This window comes from Nocardiopsis protaetiae (assembly GCF_045446735.1).
GTDB lineage: Bacteria > Actinomycetota > Actinomycetes > Streptosporangiales > Streptosporangiaceae > Nocardiopsis > Nocardiopsis protaetiae.
This window is the reverse complement of the sequence record NZ_JBJJBV010000022.1, coordinates 1-18,417: the sequence shown is the minus strand read 5'-3', so window position 1 is coordinate 18,417 and position 18,417 is coordinate 1. Positions and strand designations below refer to the sequence as shown.

Sequence of the window (18,417 nt, the reverse complement as noted above, 5' to 3'; positions counted from 1 at the left end):
GGTTTATCGGCGCTGGAGTGTCGTCAGGTTTGGGAGACCGGATCGGTTTCAGTTTCGGTATCCGCCTGTTGGGCGGCATCACGGTCAGCCTTGAACCGATCCCGGTAGAAGTCCTGGAGCCAACGCCGGGAGATGTCACCGCGATAATGACGCCACCGCAACAGATCGCTGACCAGGCGGGCGTAGTCGATGGATGTACCAACTCCCTGGAGTTGGCGGATGGTCGCGGGCAGATGCCGGTGCAGGCCCTCCACACTCTGCTTGGTGAGCAGGTTGATGCGCGTTTCCGCAGCGCTTTCTCGAAGCCCCTTGCGGGTGCCCGAGGCAACCGCCTCGGCCAGGGAGCTCCCCAGGCTCTGGCCATAGCGGTCAGTGTCGGACCCATCAGAGTCGAGACTTTTCTGGGCGGCTTGGATCTCGTCCTTGGGCAGCAGCGCGATCATGGAGGCAACGGCATAGTAGGCGCGCTCGGCATCGGCCTTACCCATGACCCAGGAAGGGAGCAGAGGGGCGACGATGGAGTGCATACGTGGAACACGGTCCAGAGGCTTGCCGAGCCCACTGCGTAGCGCGGCCCGCGCTCCCCGGTCATCGGCGCACCGCCCCATGACCGCGCTGACGAAGGCTCGGACCGCTCGCATCTGCTCGGAAGGGACGCTGTTCGTCCGGTTGACGGACTGCTCCGCCGGGACCGATGAAGGGTGGTCGCTCATGAGGTCCTCACCTTTTTCTTGGGGCGTCCCCCGTACAGGTCGATACGGGCCGTCTCCCGCGCTCGCGCCCCCCGCGCCGTACCGGCGGCGGGAGCGGTGACCTCTTCGTAGGCACGCTCAGCGATACGTCGGAAGGAGGAAGCCATGTCATCCCAGTTGCGCGTACGCAACCGTCGCCAGAACTCCGTCTCAGCAGCGGGCCAGTAGCGCGCGGCCGCCTGGCGAGACCACGAGCAGGTGCTGATCTTGGCAGCATCGCTGTACAGGGCCCAGGCCCGTTTGGTGGCCGTATCGAGGCGGCGTCCGGCCAATTCCCCCAAATGACGCATATGGCCGACGTGACGGATCTGCTCTACGTCGGCATCGCGCCGTTCCATCAGGTCCAGCACCGGGGGGGTGGAGGCTGAGACGAACTGTCGGTCCTTGGCTTGACCGTCCTGGTCGAATCCCAGAGCCCTGACCTTCATAGTCCGCGAAGGAGTCTCCTGCAAGAGTTCAATGGCACTGGAGAAGATCCGCGGCCGTTGGGCCTGCCGTTCCCCCACCGGCGCCTTATGCAACAGAGCATCCAGGTCACGCCACAAGGCCCGGTCGGCTTCCGCCGGTCGAGGGTAGGGATTGCCGTCCTTGCTCACCTGCCAGATGAGATAGTCGTCGCCGCGCGGCAGTTTATTACGGTAGGCCCAGGTGACATAGGCGTCCCGGGCGTGTTCACCGGTTTGGTCGGGCACCAACAGCAGCGCGTGCTGGGAGCGCGCGGTCAGGCTTGAGCAGGGTCCCGTCACCAGTTCCCGCGGCGAGAGCGGATCAGGTAGGTCGTGCCATTCCCAGGGGCAAAGGTCCGTGTCCGCATCGACGGTGGTCGAGGGTCGGGGAAGCCCGGCCAGCAAGGTCTCGAACAGCGATTCGCCCTCAGGATGGTAGGACAAGGTGCCGCGCAGGGGGCCGGCGCTGGTGTTGCCTGCGCTGATCTGACCGACCTTGCGTATGGCACAAGTGCCGGAGGGACCGTAGTAGCTCCAGATCAGCAGGTGGAGAAGAGCCTGATCCGAGGTGGGAAGCGTCGGGTCGTGAGGGCTGGAGTGCGAGAACCACGAATGGTTACCGCCGGAGGGACGGGTAGTGACCAGCTTGTTGACGCCAGCCGGTTTGGAGCACTGCTCGCTCAGTCGTGGGTCTTGAAGGAAGGGCCGTTCAGGGTGGTAGAGCCAGAATCGATCGGAGTACCGGTTGAAGTAGTCATCGATGTGCTTCTCGGAGAACCGTCCGTCGTCAAGGATCGCGAAGCGCCGGTCATCCCAGTCTTCCCCGCTCCTATCGGTGGCTTCCCGGCGATCGAGTCGAGTGATGCGCAGGATGAACGCATACAGGATCCTCATCAAGGCAGCCGCCGCGGGAGGCAACGGGACAGCCAGCGCCGCGATGTCGTGGGCATGGACAAGAAGGTCTCTGAACCCGACCCGTTCCGGGCGGCCTTGCGACGAGACGTCCGAGCGCCACCGGACCGGCACATTGGGTTCCGTTAGCAGATGGTAAAGCCTGTCGATCGAGGTCATCGCACCTCCGGGGGGTGCACTAGAGTCGAATCCCTCCCCGTGCGTTTGACGGGGGTGAGCCGGTGGGTTGGTCGAAAACACCCGTTGCGGCTGCTTTCTCCCCGCGCGAGCGGGGGCGCCGTCCCTGCCAGGAAAGCTTGCATGGGACGGCTGAACCACACAGTAGCAAGGTGGGATGGTCTAAGTCTGGGAAACGCTCCTACTTCTTCTCCAGCCCTACGTCGGAGATCTCCAGCAGGTGCGAACCAACGTCACAGGTCCATCTGCCGTCGCTGGTCCGCCGCATAGGCAACAGCACGGTCCGGGCGACGAAGGAACGTTCGGCCCAGGAGGTGGGAGGTTCGTGTGTGGTGGTGCGCCCCTTTAGCCAACGCCCTGGCACTGGAATCATGTGGCTCGCGATCTGTGCAGACTCCTCAGAGGTGAGCGCGTGATGGACGCCGGGGAGTGCGATCACCCCCTGGGGATCGAGGGTGAGGGAGCCATCGGGCTGGGTGTAGGCACAGACCGCTCGCTCGGAGTCCGCCCCCAGACGGGTGGTGATGAGTTCCTCGTCCACCTGGTGTGTTCCCTGGTTGCTGAGCTCGGCGAGATCACCGAGGTCATAGGGCGGTGGGATCATCGTCATGTCGGCCAGATGACGTTCGGCCAGATCCGTGGCATGGCGCTCGGCGTCATGGACATTGAGTTCTTGGCGCTCATCAGGTGCTTCCAGGCGGGTAACGAAGTCCTCGGCGTAGACGGCATCAATGAGTTCCTGCACGTCTTCGGGGATGCTGATTCCGTGCTCGGCTTTGTCCGCAAGGATCCGGCTCGTACGCAGCAGGAGCGAGGTGTCATGAACCTTGCCCCAGGTGCGTGGAACCGCGAGCTTGCCATCAGTGTCAACGGGTTCGAGCACAGCGATTCTGGGGTTGTCGCCCATGCCCAGGGCCCGGTCTTCGCGTGCGTGGCGCATGCATCGCCCCGCGCGTTGAAGAAGTTGTGCGAGCGCCGCTGCATCGCTGATGACGTAGTCGAAATCAAGATCGAGCGACTGTTCGACCACGGACGTCGCAACGAGCACCGCTGGGGCTGGTCGGCGTCCGGGAGGATCGTTCCTACCGGGTTTACCGAACAGAATCTCGATGTCATCAGTGATGTCCTTGCGTCGCCACGCGGGATAGCGGGAATGCAGCAGGCGAAGGTTGTCGTCTGCGATGAGTTCGGTGAAGGCGGCGCTCAGGAATCGGTATGTACGTTGGGCTTCCTCGACTGTGGTACAGCACACCAGTACGCACCCTTTGGCCTGCAGAGCAGGGGCAAGCAGTCGCACAAGTGCGTCTCGACGCGTGCCGGCCTCAGGTGAGATGCGATCGGGCTCGGTGACGTCCCAGCGCACCTGGTGGACCTCGACACCGAGTCGGCGGGGGCGGCTGCTGGGGGCCTTACGGGGTGGTGTGACCTGGCCGGTGGTGGCGTCGACATAGACCCATCCCGGGTAGGTGGGTGCGATCTCCTGAGGTTCAAAAAACCCGACTCCACGGCGATAAGCCTCAACGAGGGATGAGGCGGTGCGCCCTGCCAAGGTCGCTGACAGCAGGACCACAGGTGCACCCATGGCTCCGAGCCATTCCAGGAGGCGTACGAGCAGGCTGTGCATCCACGGCCCATAAGCGTGGGCCTCATCGACGACAAGGACCTTGTTGGCCAGCCCGAACAGGCGCAGCATGTTGAACCGCACCGGCAGTACCGACGCCAGCCCTTGGTCGATGGTCCCGGTCGCCATCGGTGCCAGCAGACCACGTCGGGATGTGCGCAGCCACCGGCCCGCTTCGATGCGGGTGACCGCTTCGTCGGTCAACACGTCGTCGGAGGCACTGTGATTCTGATCGGTGTTGGGTGCGGCTGCGAGCCAGGACATGCTGTGCACGAGGGTCAGTGCAGTGTCCCCTGTGACATTGGCGCCGACGAAATTGCGCACACGGCGGTGCATTGCATCGGCGGTGGCCATGGTGGGCAGGGCGAAGAACAGTCCACCCGCACCCGATGCCCTGGCCAGCACACTCGCTGCGTGCAGTGCGGCCTCGGTTTTTCCGTCCCCGGTGGGCGCGGTGATCATGAGCAGACCGGCTCCCCCCTGTACCAGCGCGGGAAGCTGCTCAGCCAGATCTTTTTGGAGTTGGTTGGGCGTGTGGATCTGGGGAAATTGTTCGGCGAAACTCCGATTCGGGAAGGTGGCGCGACCCAACCGGGCCTGCTTGACGATGGCGGGTGCCCGCTTCACAGCTCTCGTCCAGTGTTCCGACAGAGCGGACTCTGTAGCCGCCCATCCCGCTGGTGGTAGTGCTTGACGAACGACGTGTTCTTGACTAGCCAACCAGTCGGCCACGACAGTGAGGCCAGCGACAAAGCCGACCAGATCAGCGGGAAGCCGGGTCAGAGGCACCGCCTCCACACCGGTGAGCTTCTCCAGCGCGGTGACGTGCAGATGGCGCTGCTCCTCCCAGCCTGGCCCCCCAAGAGCAGGGACCCACTGATCGACCGCGGCCAGCATCTTCCGATCAAGGGCCTGGTGGAAGAATCCGTGATGCCCTCCGAGCAGTTGGGCTACCTGGTGCGCCGGGGAACGTGTGATCGGACGGCCTTTCGGGTAACCGAGCTCGGCCAAGATCGTGGTCAACGCCCAGTGAGTCGCGGCATCATGCCCCAAACGTTCGTGTGAGAGGTCCTTCTCGATGCGGTAGCTCGGATCTTGAGCTAGAAGGGCGTATCGGGCGGGATCCTTTTCCTGGAAGAGGGGACTGATTTTTCCGATGTCGTGAAGCCCAGCCCAGAAGCAGACCAATGCGCGGCATGACGAGCGGCTCACTTGGAGTCGATGCGCGATGCGCTCTTGGCCGCGTTCATCAAGCAGGATGTCCCACAGCGCCCCAGCGACTGCCGCTACATCGCTCAAGTGACAGATGAGCGGATAGGGGACCGGAAGACCTTTACTTTTGCCCCACATTAGGGCGTCTAGGGAGTTGTCCACTTACATGTCCCTTTCCTGTGAACGAGGGCCTGCTGGGCGTGTCCCACGTCAGGGTTAGCATCTAGGGCTGACACTCCAAAGACAGGCAGCCGGCCAAGGCATCCAGGCTTCTACAGCAGAAGGCATGCACACGAATGAGACATGGACGGAAACCCTCGCCTCCCGAGACCACTTCATGTCACAAATTGGCAACGCCCCATTAAAAGCCCAGTTCAGGAAGTGCGTTCCCCGCGCGAGCGGGGGTGAGCCGATCGGCGGCGTGGACATGTACGTCGCTGACGCGCGTTCCCCGCGCGAGCGGGGGTGAGCCGTGAGCACCGCCACCCTGGCCGCCCGCGCCCGCGCGTTCCCCGCGCGAGCGGGGGTGAGCCGTCAGTTCGTAGGTGCGGGTGTCACCCTCATCCGCGTTCCCCGCGCGAGCGGGGGTGAGCCGTTGAGGTCGCCCCCCGGTGGGCGGACATCGCCGCGTTCCCCGCGCGAGCGGGGGTGAGCCCCCGCCCCGGCCACGACACCCTCCGCCGGATGCGCGTTCCCCGCGCGAGCGGGGGTGAGCCGCTCCTCACTCCCCTCCGAGGCGCGTCCCCAACGCGTTCCCCGCGCGAGCGGGGGTGAGCCGCCGCTGGCACTGCGGAGAGACCCGCCTGGCCCGCGTTCCCCGCGCGAGCGGGGGTGAGCCGCCGGTTCCGGGACTTGGGGCCGTCGCAGTGAGGCGTTCCCCGCGCGAGCGGGGGTGAGCCGATCTGACCTTCTCGACGTGGCCGGTCACCACGGCGTTCCCCGCGCGAGCGGGGGTGAGCCTTCGCCCGGCTGCTGCTCCGTCTCGACGGGGGGGCGTTCCCCGCGCGAGCGGGGGTGAGCCGCCGGGAGAGACCACTCGCGAGGACACCACCCCGCGTTCCCCGCGCGAGCGGGGGTGAGCCGGCCGCGATCGACGGCATCGTCGACGCCCAGCTGCGTTCCCCGCGCGAGCGGGGGTGAGCCGTTCGCCGCCGTGCGGGGCGTCGGCCACGTAGAGCGTTCCCCGCGCGAGCGGGGGTGAGCCGATTTCTGTCCACGTCGGACAGATTTCTGTCCAGCGTTCCCCGCGCGAGCGGGGGTGAGCCGCGGCGGGTTCCTCGGCCGGTTCCTCCGCAGAAGCGTTCCCCGCGCGAGCGGGGGTGAGCCGCTGTACCTGACCAAGGACGACCGCAGGGATTTGCGTTCCCCGCGCGAGCGGGGGTGAGCCGTCGGCGCCCGCCGCCTGCGCGGACGCCTCATCGCGTTCCCCGCGCGAGCGGGGGTGAGCCGACTGCCGGGGGCGGTGCGCCAGATCTCGTTGCGCGTTCCCCGCGCGAGCGGGGGTGAGCCCCCCGCCGATCGGCATCGACGGGGAGCCGATCCGCGTTCCCCGCGCGAGCGGGGGTGAGCCGCCAGTGGCCCATCACCTTCGTGGGCTTGGTCGGCGTTCCCCGCGCGAGCGGGGGTGAGCCGCCGCGGGTCTCCCACAGCCGGGGGTCGATGCCGCGTTCCCCGCGCGAGCGGGGGTGAGCCGACCGCGCACGTGATCGACCGGTACGCAAACATGCGTTCCCCGCGCGAGCGGGGGTGAGCCGTAGCGCTTGCTGGTGGTGCGGGTGCCGACGGTGCGTTCCCCGCGCGAGCGGGGGTGAGCCGTTACGATCAGCGCGGTGATCGCCGCGGGGTTGGCGTTCCCCGCGCGAGCGGGGGTGAGCCGGTGAGTTGGCCGTGCAGGCCGTGATCGTGGGGGCGTTCCCCGCGCGAGCGGGGGTGAGCCGCCATCCGTCCTCGCGCAGCTGCTTGAACACCCGCGTTCCCCGCGCGAGCGGGGGTGAGCCGCGCCTGCGCGGCCTCGGGCTCATCTGGCAGATGCGTTCCCCGCGCGAGCGGGGGTGAGCCGTTGGACGGCCGACTCGACACGGTCGAGAAGACGCGTTCCCCGCGCGAGCGGGGGTGAGCCGCACGGGGCCGGTGGTCATCCGGATCCGGATCCGCGTTCCCCGCGCGAGCGGGGGTGAGCCGTCTTCGACCCACGAGAAGCCTTCAGCAGCTCCGCGTTCCCCGCGCGAGCGGGGGTGAGCCGCTTCGCGAAGCGCAAGCGGGTGCACGGGATCTGCGTTCCCCGCGCGAGCGGGGGTGAGCCGCTCACCCGGGAGACCACCGATCCCGAGGAGGCGCGTTCCCCGCGCGAGCGGGGGTGAGCCGACCGGGGCGGTCGCCGCGGCGGCCGGGGTGCCGCGTTCCCCGCGCGAGCGGGGGTGAGCCGGCGTCGTGGTCCTGGGGCCGCACCCAGAGCCGGCGTTCCCCGCGCGAGCGGGGGTGAGCCGCTCTACGCCCAGCAGGCCAAGGCCTGGGCCCGGCGTTCCCCGCGCGAGCGGGGGTGAGCCGACCTCTCCAACGCCGTCACCGTACAGGTCCTGGCGTTCCCCGCGCGAGCGGGGGTGAGCCGGTGTGGGGGCGGCGGAGCGGGTGCCGCGGTGCGCGTTCCCCGCGCGAGCGGGGGTGAGCCGATCCTGGCGCTGGACGCCGGGTCCCGGGTGCGGCGTTCCCCGCGCGAGCGGGGGTGAGCCCCCGACGGCATGTCCACGCTGGGCGCGTCGTGCGCGTTCCCCGCGCGAGCGGGGGTGAGCCGCCGGCCGGATGGATGATCGAGGAGGAGATCACGCGTTCCCCGCGCGAGCGGGGGTGAGCCGACGCCCTCCAGCCCGCGCCCGGCGGTCGCCTCGCGTTCCCCGCGCGAGCGGGGGTGAGCCGCAGCCAGGGACTCCCACCACCGCTGCTCCAGGGCGTTCCCCGCGCGAGCGGGGGTGAGCCGGGTGAGCGGTAGCGTAGAGCGGGCTCTGGCGAGCGTTCCCCGCGCGAGCGGGGGTGAGCCGACACCCAGCCGGATGAATGGGACGACGCCGTCGCGTTCCCCGCGCGAGCGGGGGTGAGCCGCTATCCCAGCAGGCAGTCGCCGCCGTCAACGCGCGTTCCCCGCGCGAGCGGGGGTGAGCCGTCCAGGTTCGCACCGGGCACCTCGCGGACGTTGCGTTCCCCGCGCGAGCGGGGGTGAGCCGGGATCCGGCTGCGCTCACCCGTGTGCTCGCTGGCGTTCCCCGCGCGAGCGGGGGTGAGCCGCACCCAGACGGCGGGTGGCACTGGCACATGGCGCGTTCCCCGCGCGAGCGGGGGTGAGCCGTCCCACGATGCCGATGGCTGTGGGGTCGGTGGGCGTTCCCCGCGCGAGCGGGGGTGAGCCGTCGATGGACCCGACCATGGTCAGGCCGAACTTGCGTTCCCCGCGCGAGCGGGGGTGAGCCGCTCTTGCCGTCTTCGTTGGTCCACGTTTTCACGCGTTCCCCGCGCGAGCGGGGGTGAGCCGGCCACCCACGGAGTCAAGGGCTACGCGCTCAAGCGTTCCCCGCGCGAGCGGGGGTGAGCCGGCCCTGTGGGGGCTGCTGATCACCATCCGCCGGCGTTCCCCGCGCGAGCGGGGGTGAGCCGTCCCCGACGGTGCGGGGGGCTGCGCGGCGGTTGCGTTCCCCGCGCGAGCGGGGGTGAGCCGCTCCAGGGCGCCGTCGTCGCGGTGGGTGTACCGCGTTCCCCGCGCGAGCGGGGGTGAGCCGATCGAACGTCCCACGTCAACGCGGGTGTGCAGGCGTTCCCCGCGCGAGCGGGGGTGAGCCGCCACCCGGGGGGAAGGCTCCAGCTCCTCGCCGGCGTTCCCCGCGCGAGCGGGGGTGAGCCGCTGGCCGCCGAGATCGTGCTGGGCACCCGGATGCGTTCCCCGCGCGAGCGGGGGTGAGCCGGATCACAACGAACCGGGGCCCCGCGTCGTCGGGCGTTCCCCGCGCGAGCGGGGGTGAGCCCTGGACGTGGTCATGGCGGCCCACTACGACACCGCGTTCCCCGCGCGAGCGGGGGTGAGCCGTCACGGGTGACCTCGGTCAGCACCACCACGCCGCGTTCCCCGCGCGAGCGGGGGTGAGCCGCCATCCGCGAACGCCTCAACGCCGCCACCCCCGCGTTCCCCGCGCGAGCGGGGGTGAGCCGACCGGGGAGCTGGTCAAGGTCGCAGAGGTGGCGCGTTCCCCGCGCGAGCGGGGGTGAGCCGATCAACTACCGGCTGATCAACCACCGGTACGAGCGTTCCCCGCGCGAGCGGGGGTGAGCCGCATTTTCTCGGCGCAGCGCGCGGAGATGGCGTGCGTTCCCCGCGCGAGCGGGGGTGAGCCGCAGGACGAGAAGGTCCGCGTCCTCAGCCACGAGCGTTCCCCGCGCGAGCGGGGGTGAGCCGCCTCACCGCGAGGTGCTGGAGAACGAGAAGCTGCGTTCCCCGCGCGAGCGGGGGTGAGCCGATCGCCCTGTTCCATGCTTTGGCGTTGTTGGGGCGTTCCCCGCGCGAGCGGGGGTGAGCCGACGTCAAGGATGCGGTCGGCGATCAGGGCCGCGTGTTCCCCGCGCGGGCGGGGGTGAGCCGTTGGTGGAGGTCGGTGCGATCGTCGCCATCGAGTGTTCCCCGCGCGAGCGGGGGTGAGCCGCTTCAGCTCACGAGCGATGGTGTTCCGGGAGTGTGTTCCCCGCGCGAGCGGGGGTGAGCCGGCGGACAGCATGACCGGGGAAGCCGCGGCTCAGTGTGTTCCCCGCGCGAGCGGGGGTGAGCCGCCCACCGCGCCTGGACCGCCCGCACCGTTACCGTGTTCCCCGCGCGAGCGGGGGTGAGCCGCGGTGGCCGCGGCCGCCCCCGAGGCCGAGGTGGTGTTCCCCGCGCGAGCGGGGGTGAGCCCCTGGCCTACCAGTTCACCGGGCTCCCCGGCTTAGCCAGTGGTTACTGAATTCTCGATGCCTCCAACATCGCTACTGACCTTTGAGCTTGCGGTTGACTAACTCGACCGGTCGCGGCAGCTCCGTTTGCCCAGTTCAGCGCGACAGGCTCACCCCGTCACCCCGTCACCCCGTACATCAAAGGTCAGTAGGTGGCTCGCCCTTGCCTGACGAAGCAGTCCTGCGCTCAGCAAGGCCACGTTTCTTCACGAGTCGACCCCATCGCTCTTTACGGCCAAAACAATCAGCAATCTCCTTACCGGTAGGCAGATCTCCGGTCTCGCTCTCCTGACCCACTGCCCACTGCCATGCTCGGGCTTGGAACGGCGACAGCGGCTCGGAGGTCTCCGCTGTTCTTCCAGGCGACACGACTCGGAGTGCCGTCTCTGTCTGCTCTGCAACCGGCTCACAGGTTCCAGCACGCTCCGAGTCGGTACCCAGTGGGTGCTGATCGTCTGCGTACGCAGTGCGTACACTCCTGGCGGTGGTGCGAAACTCGCGCATGAGCAACTCGTACGCACCGATCAGCGCGAACGACGGCCAGGCGTGGATGATCCGCGACCACATCGTGGGGTCGGCCACCGCGACGTTCGCCGCCAAGGACGCGGCCGACCCGATGATCAACAGGGTCCAGGGCAGCACACCACCCTTACGGCCGCGGCGCGCGTCGCTCAGCAGCGTCATCGAAGCGCCCACGATCATCCCGTCCACCGACAACGGGAACAACGCAGCACGCCACTCGGGTTCGCCGTGACGCAACGCGAGTTCATACATGTGCGAGTAGGACACCACCGCGGCGATCAACGCCAGCATCAGGACAGCAGCGATCGTGACCAACCTGGACCAACGGGAAGCAACCACCGCACTCACTTCCCCGCACCCGGACGCTCATCCCGCGAATCGCGGTACCCGTCCCTGCGCACCTTGGCGTGAGCAGGAAGGAGTTCGATCTGCGGCCCCTCGATCACAGGCTGAAGGTTCGCATTGTGTCGAGCTGGGTGCGCCCCAAAACCCCAGTTCACAGGGGTTCCACGAGGACCTCGCAAGAGGCCCTCGCCCCGTTTTCGGCCCATGTGTGCTCCTGGTGTGCTCCCCAGTACAAGGTCAGTACAGGTGGGTGTCAATCTCCCGGAGCACTTTGCCGAACCGTGACCGCGTGGGCCCACGGCACTCCGCCGACGGTGTTGCCCCTCGTCCGTACGCCAGCAACCCCACAGCCACCCTGACACGCGCGATCCAGGGCCTGCGCCCCGTGACGCCCCAACGGCCGGTAGCGGACGCGTCCCCTGTAACCCCTTACCCCGCAGAGCCTGACGCACCATAGGCAAATGGCATGCACAAGGCGACATGGATCTAGGCCAACTGTCGCCGCCGTGTACGGAGAGATCTTCGGCGGCACCATCATCCAGGGCCGGGACATGAACCTAGTTCACATAACCATCCGTGATGTGGACTGCCCGTCAGGTCTGTACCGTACCCGAACAGACCATCCTTTGGCGGCACCGGAGCATCGCTGACCGACTTACTAGTCGGTGTGTGGTAGCGGATAAGACCTCACTGGAGTGCCGTGGCATGCTCTGGTCGTGACGATCAAGGACAATCGTGCGGTCCTAGCTCACCCGCATCCCCCGACACCACCTAACCACGCTCATCCCCCGACACCACCTAACCACGCTCATCAAGGAGCTGACCCGGCCCTGGGAAGCGGTCATCGAGGATCGCCAGCACCGGGTTCGGGGTGGTGAGAAGAGGCGCGGGCCGCGGGGGTGGGCGCCCGGTACTACAGTTGCACTTCCGGTTTGTCCTGGTCTGAGTGCTCTACCCTGCCCCGGAGGATAAGCGCCGCTGATCTGGCGGTTTCCCGGACACACGAACGGCCACCGCCCGATCATCAATGGTTGTGAAGACAAAGAAAGAACAGGCAGCGGCCGCGGACACCAGCGTAGCCGCCCAGCGATGGCCGCGCCTGCTGAACGCGACCATCGACACCGTCGTCACCCTGCACCTGGCCCGCCCCGAGACCCGCACCACCGCCCGCGAGATGATCAGCGCCCTGCTGGCCCCGCTGCCAGCCAAGAACTGCTGGACCCTGGCCGAACACGCCGGTCACCCCTCCCCGTACCGGTTCCAGCACCTGCTCGCCCGTGCCCGCATCGACGAGACGGCTCTGGCCGCCGCGCTGCGCGACCATGTCATCGCCCACCTGGGCACCCCTGACACGGTCCTGGTCGTGGACGAGACCGGTGACGTCAAGCAGGGAGAACACACGGTCGGGGTCGCCCGCCAGTACACCGGGGTCACCGGCCAGGTCGAGAACTGCCAGGTCGCGGTCTACCTCGCCCACACCACCCCCCAAGCGCACGCTCTGATCGACCACCGTCTCTACCTGCCCCGGGCCTGGACCGGGGACCTTGCCCGCCGCCGAGCGGCCGGGGTCCCCGACACGACCCGTTTCGCCACCAAGCCCGAGTTGGCCCGGCAGATGATCGCCGCCGCCCTGGAGCACACCCCTGACGCGTGGGTGACCGGCGACGAGGTCTACGGCCGCAACCCGCACTTGCGCGGCTACCTGGAAGAACACGGGGTGGGGTACGTGATGGAGATGTCGGCTACCGACCCCTTGCCCACCCCGCGCGGTCCCCTGCCGGTCAAAGAGTTGGCCGTCCTGGTCCCAGAACAGGGCTGGCAGAAGCGTTCGGCCGGGGCCGGGTCCAAGGGCGAGCGCTACTACGACTGGGCGCTCATCGACGACCGCACCGATGAGCACGGGGTGCGGTGGGTGCTGATCCGCCGCAACCGCACCACCGGTGAGCTGGCCTTCTTCCACTGCTTCGCCCCGGTGCCGGTGCCTTCGGCGCGTCTGGTGGTGGCCGGGCGCCGCTGGCGGGTGGAGGAGTCCTTCCGGCACGGCAAGGGCCTGGCCGGTCTGGACGAGCACCAGGTGCGCGGGTGGACCTCCTGGCAGTGGTGGAGCCTACTGGTGATGGTCGCCTACGCGTTCGTGGCCATCTGCCGCCTGGCCGAGTCGCACCTGCATCCGCACCGATCAGGGCTGGTGGCGCTGACCTGCAACGAGATCGTCCGTTTGATGCACGCCCTGTTCGCGGTCGGGCACGGCCCGGAGCACGTGTTGGCGTGGTCGGTGTTCAGACGCTCCCACCAAGCGCTGGCGATGGGCTGCCACCAGTGCAGACGAGCGGCTTGTGAATCATGACAAAACGGAAGTGCAACTGTAGTACCAGAGAGGTTCTCTCCTCGCGGAGTCAACACCGTGACCAAACTCAGGCTTGAAGGCCGGAGGTGATCACTACTCGGGTGGACGTCCTCTCTGCGTTTGCACGATGAGGGAACTGGTGCAAGCCTTGCATCGAAGGTTGGCCAGATCCGGCCAAAAAAGCCTATGCCCTACCACCACTGAACCGTTCTGGCATCGTGGTGACTACCTCATTTCTGGAAGGCATTTCAGAACTGTGTCCTGCCAACCTCACACAGCCCACACGAGAAACAACCGTCACAGACGGACCACCCCCAAGGGTGAAGCTTCACCATCACATTGATTCATTCAATTTCACCATAGAACGGGAAATAAAATGGAAATACTCTCGATGGCCAATTCAACCAGAAACCCAGATCGCCTTCGGGAAAGTCAAAAAATTATAGCATCGATGAGTCGTCGTGAGATTCACGACTACCTTCGTGATATTTTAAACCAAGCGCCTGTCTTGGAGTCCATTTCCAAGCGCAGCTCCCTCCATGCAAATGGCTTTTCCAAAATAGTTCTAGAGCGGAGATTGGGACTCGCATTACGGTTACACATTTGGGAGCCCAAAGACAATAACCAAGACGAAAAAGACGAAGCCCCGGAGAACATACATGACCACGTATGGTCCTTTGGTTCAAGGATCCTGATTGGGGGATTAGGCGAACACAGGTTCAAAGAATCTTCCAGGGGAGTGGAAATGGATCACTACCATTACGAGCGATCTCGCGCGACACTGCCGCCTGGAAATCTAAGTTTCCAAGGCAATTCTCGACTCGCTATTTCCGATGACCTACTGCATCGAGAAGGAAACTTCTATCATGTATCTGACACGATTCTACATCGTGCTTGGAACATCGAGGATAGTGGTTATTCAGCAACCCTGGTGCTAACAGGCAGCCCAAGAAGCCAGGGCGCGTCTGTCTATACACAGACTGGGACCCATGTTAGAGAGGACATAGATAAAGCAAATATATCCCCAAAAAACACGAAGCGACTCATTAGAATGGTAACCGAAGCCCTGCAATAGGCACAACTTCACTGATCCTCGCTGTCTACCGCTTATGCCATCATTACTCTGAACCGGACAAGCCCATCATGCATCATAAATCTGACCGGCCTAGCTTCGTTCAACTAGGCAACCACAACACCCAGTACAATCACTACTACAACTTGCCTTCCAAAAATACTAAAAAAATTCTTGAGAATGACAAGATTGCTAACCTCGGGCCTTTCTCTTTAACAGCTCTCCTTGCCTCTGAATCCGAAAATATGATTATCGTCAACACCGTCACTGAGGAAATGAATAGGAGAATGGCAACTCCGACAAGTCCCGTTGGAGACCTCCTCTTGTGCCATCGCCTAGCCCCCGTTATCGCGAAGCACGGAAATTGGCAACTGCGTCGTGCTTTCAGCCACTCCCTGTCTCACGTGCTAGCTGCTACTAGTAGCACTAATGAAATTTCCCGCAAGATTTCACTTGACCTTCTCGACTATGCGCGCGACTCAGCTAACTTCAGCGTTATGCTTTCTATCGCCACCACAGCCAGCAGCTCAGCTTCTCAATTATTTCCTGGTAGCACTCAAGAAATACATGAATTTAACCATCCACAGGTTCTGTGGCAGCATTCGCGTGATCCATCACTGTCCGCATCAAACGGAGGCCTAAGGACTCTAGTTGATACGGTATTAAATCGCGAAGATCAGTGGTCCAAGAGGAAGCTCATCAGTTCGTCCCTCTTACACTCTGCCAAGGGCAAACTCGACGAATGGGATGAAATAAAGCGCCTTCTTGAAAGCTGCAATGAAGATGACATTCAGTACATCCGCCTAATTCTAAATTGGATCGACCCACTCGATCGCCTTGACATATCGAATGCACTACCCTCTCCTATAAGAAAGTTCATTAAGAGAGAAAAAAATACACCATCTCGTCTCAGCTTAGAGTCCCTGCCTATTGCTAGCCCAAGCTTAATTAGGTCTAATCTCGAAATTTTGAGCCTTGATCTGGACATGCAAAAAATGTCTACAGAAATAAGTTTGGACCAACCAGGCCTGACAGGAAGCAGCAAAGGTCGCTATTCGCCTATCGAGGATACTATCTCATACGTGTTGTCGAACACGCATAAAGAGTTGCGTGAGAGCCTTATTCTCGAACTCCTAGACTCCTTCGACGAAGGAATTCGATGGGCTACAGCCTCACAGTTTGATCTGGGCCTACCTCAGGGGCGAGTTAACGACACCGAGGCCAAACAGGTTTTCAAATTCCTAAAGGATACTCACCCGTGGGTGGCACGTGAGGCGCTAACCACAATAGCCCGAACTAACCTTGCGATAAGCGAAGCAAACCTCCGAAAGTTGGCTAAAAGTGCAACCGCTGCAGTAGACCACGCAGTGACTCAGGGTTGGCCTAAAAGCGAGCTTTTACCGGCCATAGCCGCGCTGATAGTTTCGGAACCTGAAATCACGAAATACTTGGAAATTTCTTCCAAAGATGGGTAAAATAACCGTGTGTGATCCTTCCCACCAAGTTCAATTGTCCCAGGCTGCATGGCTTTGCCAAAAAAGAGCACGAGTCTATGGTCCCACCACGGTTGGGTGTGCCGTGATGGACGAGAATAGCCGACTCCATACCGGCTGTAACGTCGAGCATCGATTTCGTAGCCACGATATTCATGCGGAAACTAATGCACTTGGCAACCTTGTGGCAAATGGCGGAAAGTTAGCCATTGCAATATTCATAGTTTCACCTCGGGGATGGACCCCCTGCGGCAGTTGTCTCGACTGGATATTTGAGCTAGGCGGAGAAGACTGCGATGTATTTACGCAGTCGTCACCCAACAGCCCTATTTTGTCATACAAGTCAATAGATTTGATGCCATATTTTCCTGAATGAAGTAAGTTGACGCGGCCATTAGAGCGCCACCAACACCGCAGAGAATAAAAAGCGAGAGGCAGAGTAAAGTTGGATCCTATATCGCTAGTACTCGGTGCAATCCTAGCTGGCGCTGCCCAAGGCGGACACGAGGTAGCAGGGAAGGCAGTCGTAGACACCTACACCAAATTTCGTGATTCACTGAGGGACAAGCTTTCAAGTAAGAAGTCTGCTCAAGTCGCAGTCGAAGAATATGCGGAGGACCCTGAAAACTGGCAACCAGTACTGGAATCCTACCTTCGCCAGATGGGAATCCAGAAAGATAAGGAGCTCCTTGAGGCCGCGTCAAAAGTACTAAGCGCTACCGATCCTAAGGGCGCGTCCGGCGGAAAGTACACCGTAGAAATATCCAACTCCTACGGGGTTCAAGTAGGCGACCACAATACACAAACAAATCACTATTAGAAGAAAACCTCGCCTAGTTTTTGCGCACAATCGGCTTTTTCCTCCAGGGGACCTTTGATCCGATGGCAGGCCACTTCCGCCCATGGCAAAGCCCCAGGCCAGGCGGGGTGAACCCGCCGCGCAGCCCGGGGCTCGGGGCGCTGAATCGCTCCTGGTGTGCTCCCCCGTCCCGCTACCCGACCGACACCGGCGTCCCGCGCAGCAGCGCGGCGGTCGCCTCGGCCGCCGCTTTGGCGACGTCGGGGTACACCGACTGGTAGGTGTCCTGGGTGAAATGCGTGGTCGCGTGGCCCAGCTCGGAGGACACCACCTTCACGTCCGTGCCCGCGGCCAGTGCGAGCGAGGCGGCCCCGTGGCGCAGCCCGGGCATCGTCCGGGTAGCCAAGACGAGCCGGTCCTGGAAGGTCTGGGCTTGAGCCGCCCAAGGACAGGTGGGTGGAGCGGGGCGGCAGACGGCTGCCGGGAAGGGTGTGCGGGGGCGTGAACGCCCTCGCATACCCCCGGGCGCCGCGCGCCCTACGTGAAGGAACCCGCCTACTGGGTATAAGTCTGGATTCCTATAGGCCCACCTGCAGGGGCGTTGACCTGGACTGATAACGGGCTGAGGGTGGGCCGATCAAGGCGGCCCACCGATCGGCGGGGTCATTGGCCCCCGGAAGGGCCCACCTATCGGCGGAGTGATCGGCGGCGTTATCGGCCCCTCGATGGCCCATCCTGATCAGCTTCCCTCGGAGGCTTCTGGAACGCCTCCAGGCCGCTTCGACGGTCCGAGAAGTCACCTCGGGTTCTTCCCGACCATTGGTCGAGAAGTCCGCGACGGCACCCTGCAGCTTCAGAGAAGCGTCGGAGGGCGCCTCCTCCCGCAGGAGAAGACGCCCCGGACTGTTGGCGGTTTCCTCAGCCCCGCAGTGCCAGGTAGGTACGGATGCGGTCGGTCAGCTCGGCGAACTCCTCCTCCACCGGCTCGGACTCGACACCTGACCTGACTCGTGCCACTTTTGAGTACTGATCTTTGATTATGCGGTTGACGGAAACGGTGAGGGTTCCAAGCCGACCGACTCGATGAACCCCCGCAGCAGATCGGTGCGCTTGCGCACCAGACGCAGATGCGCGTTGATCACCTGCTCCAAATCCTCCAGACTCCGGAACAGACGGCTTCTGAGCACCCGTTCAAGGTGCGCCCACAGCGTCTCCACCGGGTTCAGCTCGGGCGCGTACCGGGGCAGGAACACCACCCGCACCCAGTCCCGTGCCGTGATCTGGGCGGTCATCTTCTTGCCGGAGTGGGAGGAGTGGTTGTCCCAGATCAACACCACCGGGCCTTGGAGCGCCCGGTGCAGACGGTCCAGCAGGGCGGGCAGCACCGCGGCGGTGATGGAGGAGCGGGTGCGCACCGCATGGAACAGCTTCACCGCCCCGGTGGCGGGGTGCACGCACAGCCACCCGACGGTGTTGGCCCGCTCCCGCCGGCCCCGACGTGCTGCCACCAACGGGGTGCGCCCCCTGCGGCCCCAGGTGCGACGGGTGGGCGGGGACGTGCTCGCCCCGCACTCATCGGCGAAGACGATCCACGCCCCGGAGGTCTCAGCGTCCTCTTTTGGCCCGGGGCCACACCTGGGTGCGCCACCGGTCGACCTCTTCCTCATCGCGTTCGGCGGCCCGCGTCGCGGGCACCTGGTGGGAGAAGCCCATACGTTGCAGTAGTCGCCACACCCCGGAGGGGTCGGCGTAGG

At 64.7% G+C, this 18,417-nt stretch carries 10 protein-coding genes, 1 pseudogene and 1 CRISPR repeat array; of the genes and pseudogenes, 4 read left to right on the top strand and 7 right to left on the bottom strand.

Features of this window, described 5'->3' with window-relative positions; all coding sequences use genetic code 11:
- Positions 1–23: 23 nt before the first annotated feature.
- The 4 genes from casB to ACJOT3_RS05665 all read right to left on the bottom strand — a co-directional run bounded on the left by casB (position 24) and on the right by ACJOT3_RS05665 (position 10,898).
- A complete protein-coding gene (gene casB / locus ACJOT3_RS05680) occupies positions 24–713 on the bottom strand; it encodes a type I-E CRISPR-associated protein Cse2/CasB (protein ID WP_406969517.1) in 690 nt (229 codons plus the stop codon).
- Complete coding sequence (casA, locus tag ACJOT3_RS05675; protein ID WP_406969515.1) at positions 710–2,269, bottom strand: type I-E CRISPR-associated protein Cse1/CasA; 1,560 nt, start codon at positions 2,267–2,269, stop codon at positions 710–712. Before casA ends, casB begins: the two co-directional genes overlap by 4 nt.
- A gap of 199 nt (positions 2,270–2,468) precedes the next feature.
- Positions 2,469–5,258 (bottom strand): CRISPR-associated helicase Cas3', encoded by a 2,790-nt coding sequence (gene cas3, locus ACJOT3_RS05670; protein WP_406969619.1) that lies wholly within the window; start codon positions 5,256–5,258, stop codon positions 2,469–2,471.
- Between the two features lie 245 nt (positions 5,259–5,503).
- Positions 5,504–10,048: a CRISPR direct-repeat array (repeat unit 29 nt; unit sequence GCGTTCCCCGCGCGAGCGGGGGTGAGCCG).
- A 175-nt stretch (positions 10,049–10,223) separates the two neighbouring features.
- Positions 10,224–10,898, bottom strand: coding sequence for a DUF2637 domain-containing protein (locus tag ACJOT3_RS05665; RefSeq protein WP_406969617.1), 675 nt, complete (start codon positions 10,896–10,898; stop codon positions 10,224–10,226).
- 1,156 nt (positions 10,899–12,054) lie between these two features.
- On the opposite strand from ACJOT3_RS05665, the gene ACJOT3_RS05660 reads away from it, so the two are divergent.
- The 4 genes from ACJOT3_RS05660 (at position 12,055) to ACJOT3_RS34845 (ending at position 16,684) form a co-directional block, all read left to right on the top strand.
- The gene (locus ACJOT3_RS05660) at positions 12,055–13,299 is read left to right on the top strand and encodes an IS701 family transposase (RefSeq protein WP_421536133.1); all 1,245 of its coding nucleotides are present in this window, start codon (positions 12,055–12,057) and stop codon (positions 13,297–13,299) included.
- Positions 13,300–14,442: 1,143 nt separating this feature from the next.
- Positions 14,443–15,846, top strand: a complete 1,404-nt coding sequence (locus ACJOT3_RS05655) for a HEAT repeat domain-containing protein (protein ID WP_406969513.1) — start codon at positions 14,443–14,445, stop codon at positions 15,844–15,846.
- The gene (locus tag ACJOT3_RS05650; protein ID WP_406969511.1) at positions 15,839–16,240 is read left to right on the top strand and encodes a cytidine deaminase family protein; all 402 of its coding nucleotides are present in this window, start codon (positions 15,839–15,841) and stop codon (positions 16,238–16,240) included. Before ACJOT3_RS05655 ends, ACJOT3_RS05650 begins: the two co-directional genes overlap by 8 nt.
- Positions 16,241–16,309: 69 nt before the next feature.
- Positions 16,310–16,684: a Het-E N-terminal domain-containing protein gene (locus tag ACJOT3_RS34845; RefSeq protein ID WP_489685956.1), complete on the top strand. Its 375-nt coding sequence runs from the start codon at positions 16,310–16,312 to the stop codon at positions 16,682–16,684.
- A gap of 172 nt (positions 16,685–16,856) precedes the next feature.
- Here ACJOT3_RS34845 and ACJOT3_RS05645 read toward each other — a convergent pair.
- The 3 genes and pseudogenes from ACJOT3_RS05645 to ACJOT3_RS05635 form a co-directional block, all read right to left on the bottom strand.
- Positions 16,857–17,057 (bottom strand): annotated as a pseudogene (locus tag ACJOT3_RS05645) (tyrosine-type recombinase/integrase); the annotation flags it as partial.
- 643 nt (positions 17,058–17,700) lie between these two features.
- Positions 17,701–18,252 (bottom strand): IS630 family transposase, encoded by a 552-nt coding sequence (locus ACJOT3_RS05640; RefSeq protein ID WP_421536132.1) that lies wholly within the window; start codon positions 18,250–18,252, stop codon positions 17,701–17,703.
- Positions 18,253–18,268: 16 nt separating this feature from the next.
- The gene (locus ACJOT3_RS05635; RefSeq protein WP_407019388.1) at positions 18,269–18,376 is read right to left on the bottom strand and encodes a winged helix-turn-helix domain-containing protein; all 108 of its coding nucleotides are present in this window, start codon (positions 18,374–18,376) and stop codon (positions 18,269–18,271) included.
- Between the last annotated feature and the right edge of the window lie 41 nt (positions 18,377–18,417).

What these genes read in the sequence shown, in the direction of transcription:
- ACJOT3_RS05665 (WP_406969617.1), bottom strand. Translation starts at nt 10,898, where the DNA reads ATGCTGGCGTTGATCGCCGCGGTGGTGTCCTACTCGCACATGTATGAA.
- casA (WP_406969515.1), bottom strand. Translation starts at nt 2,269, where the DNA reads ATGACCTCGATCGACAGGCTTTACCATCTGCTAACGGAACCCAATGTG.
- casB (WP_406969517.1), bottom strand. Translation starts at nt 713, where the DNA reads ATGAGCGACCACCCTTCATCGGTCCCGGCGGAGCAGTCCGTCAACCGG.
- cas3 (WP_406969619.1), bottom strand. Translation starts at nt 5,258, where the DNA reads ATGTGGGGCAAAAGTAAAGGTCTTCCGGTCCCCTATCCGCTCATCTGT.
- ACJOT3_RS05635 (WP_407019388.1), bottom strand. Translation starts at nt 18,376, where the DNA reads ATGGGCTTCTCCCACCAGGTGCCCGCGACGCGGGCCGCCGAACGCGAT.
- ACJOT3_RS05650 (WP_406969511.1), top strand. Translation starts at nt 15,839, where the DNA reads ATGGGTAAAATAACCGTGTGTGATCCTTCCCACCAAGTTCAATTGTCC.
- ACJOT3_RS05655 (WP_406969513.1), top strand. Translation starts at nt 14,443, where the DNA reads ATGCATCATAAATCTGACCGGCCTAGCTTCGTTCAACTAGGCAACCAC.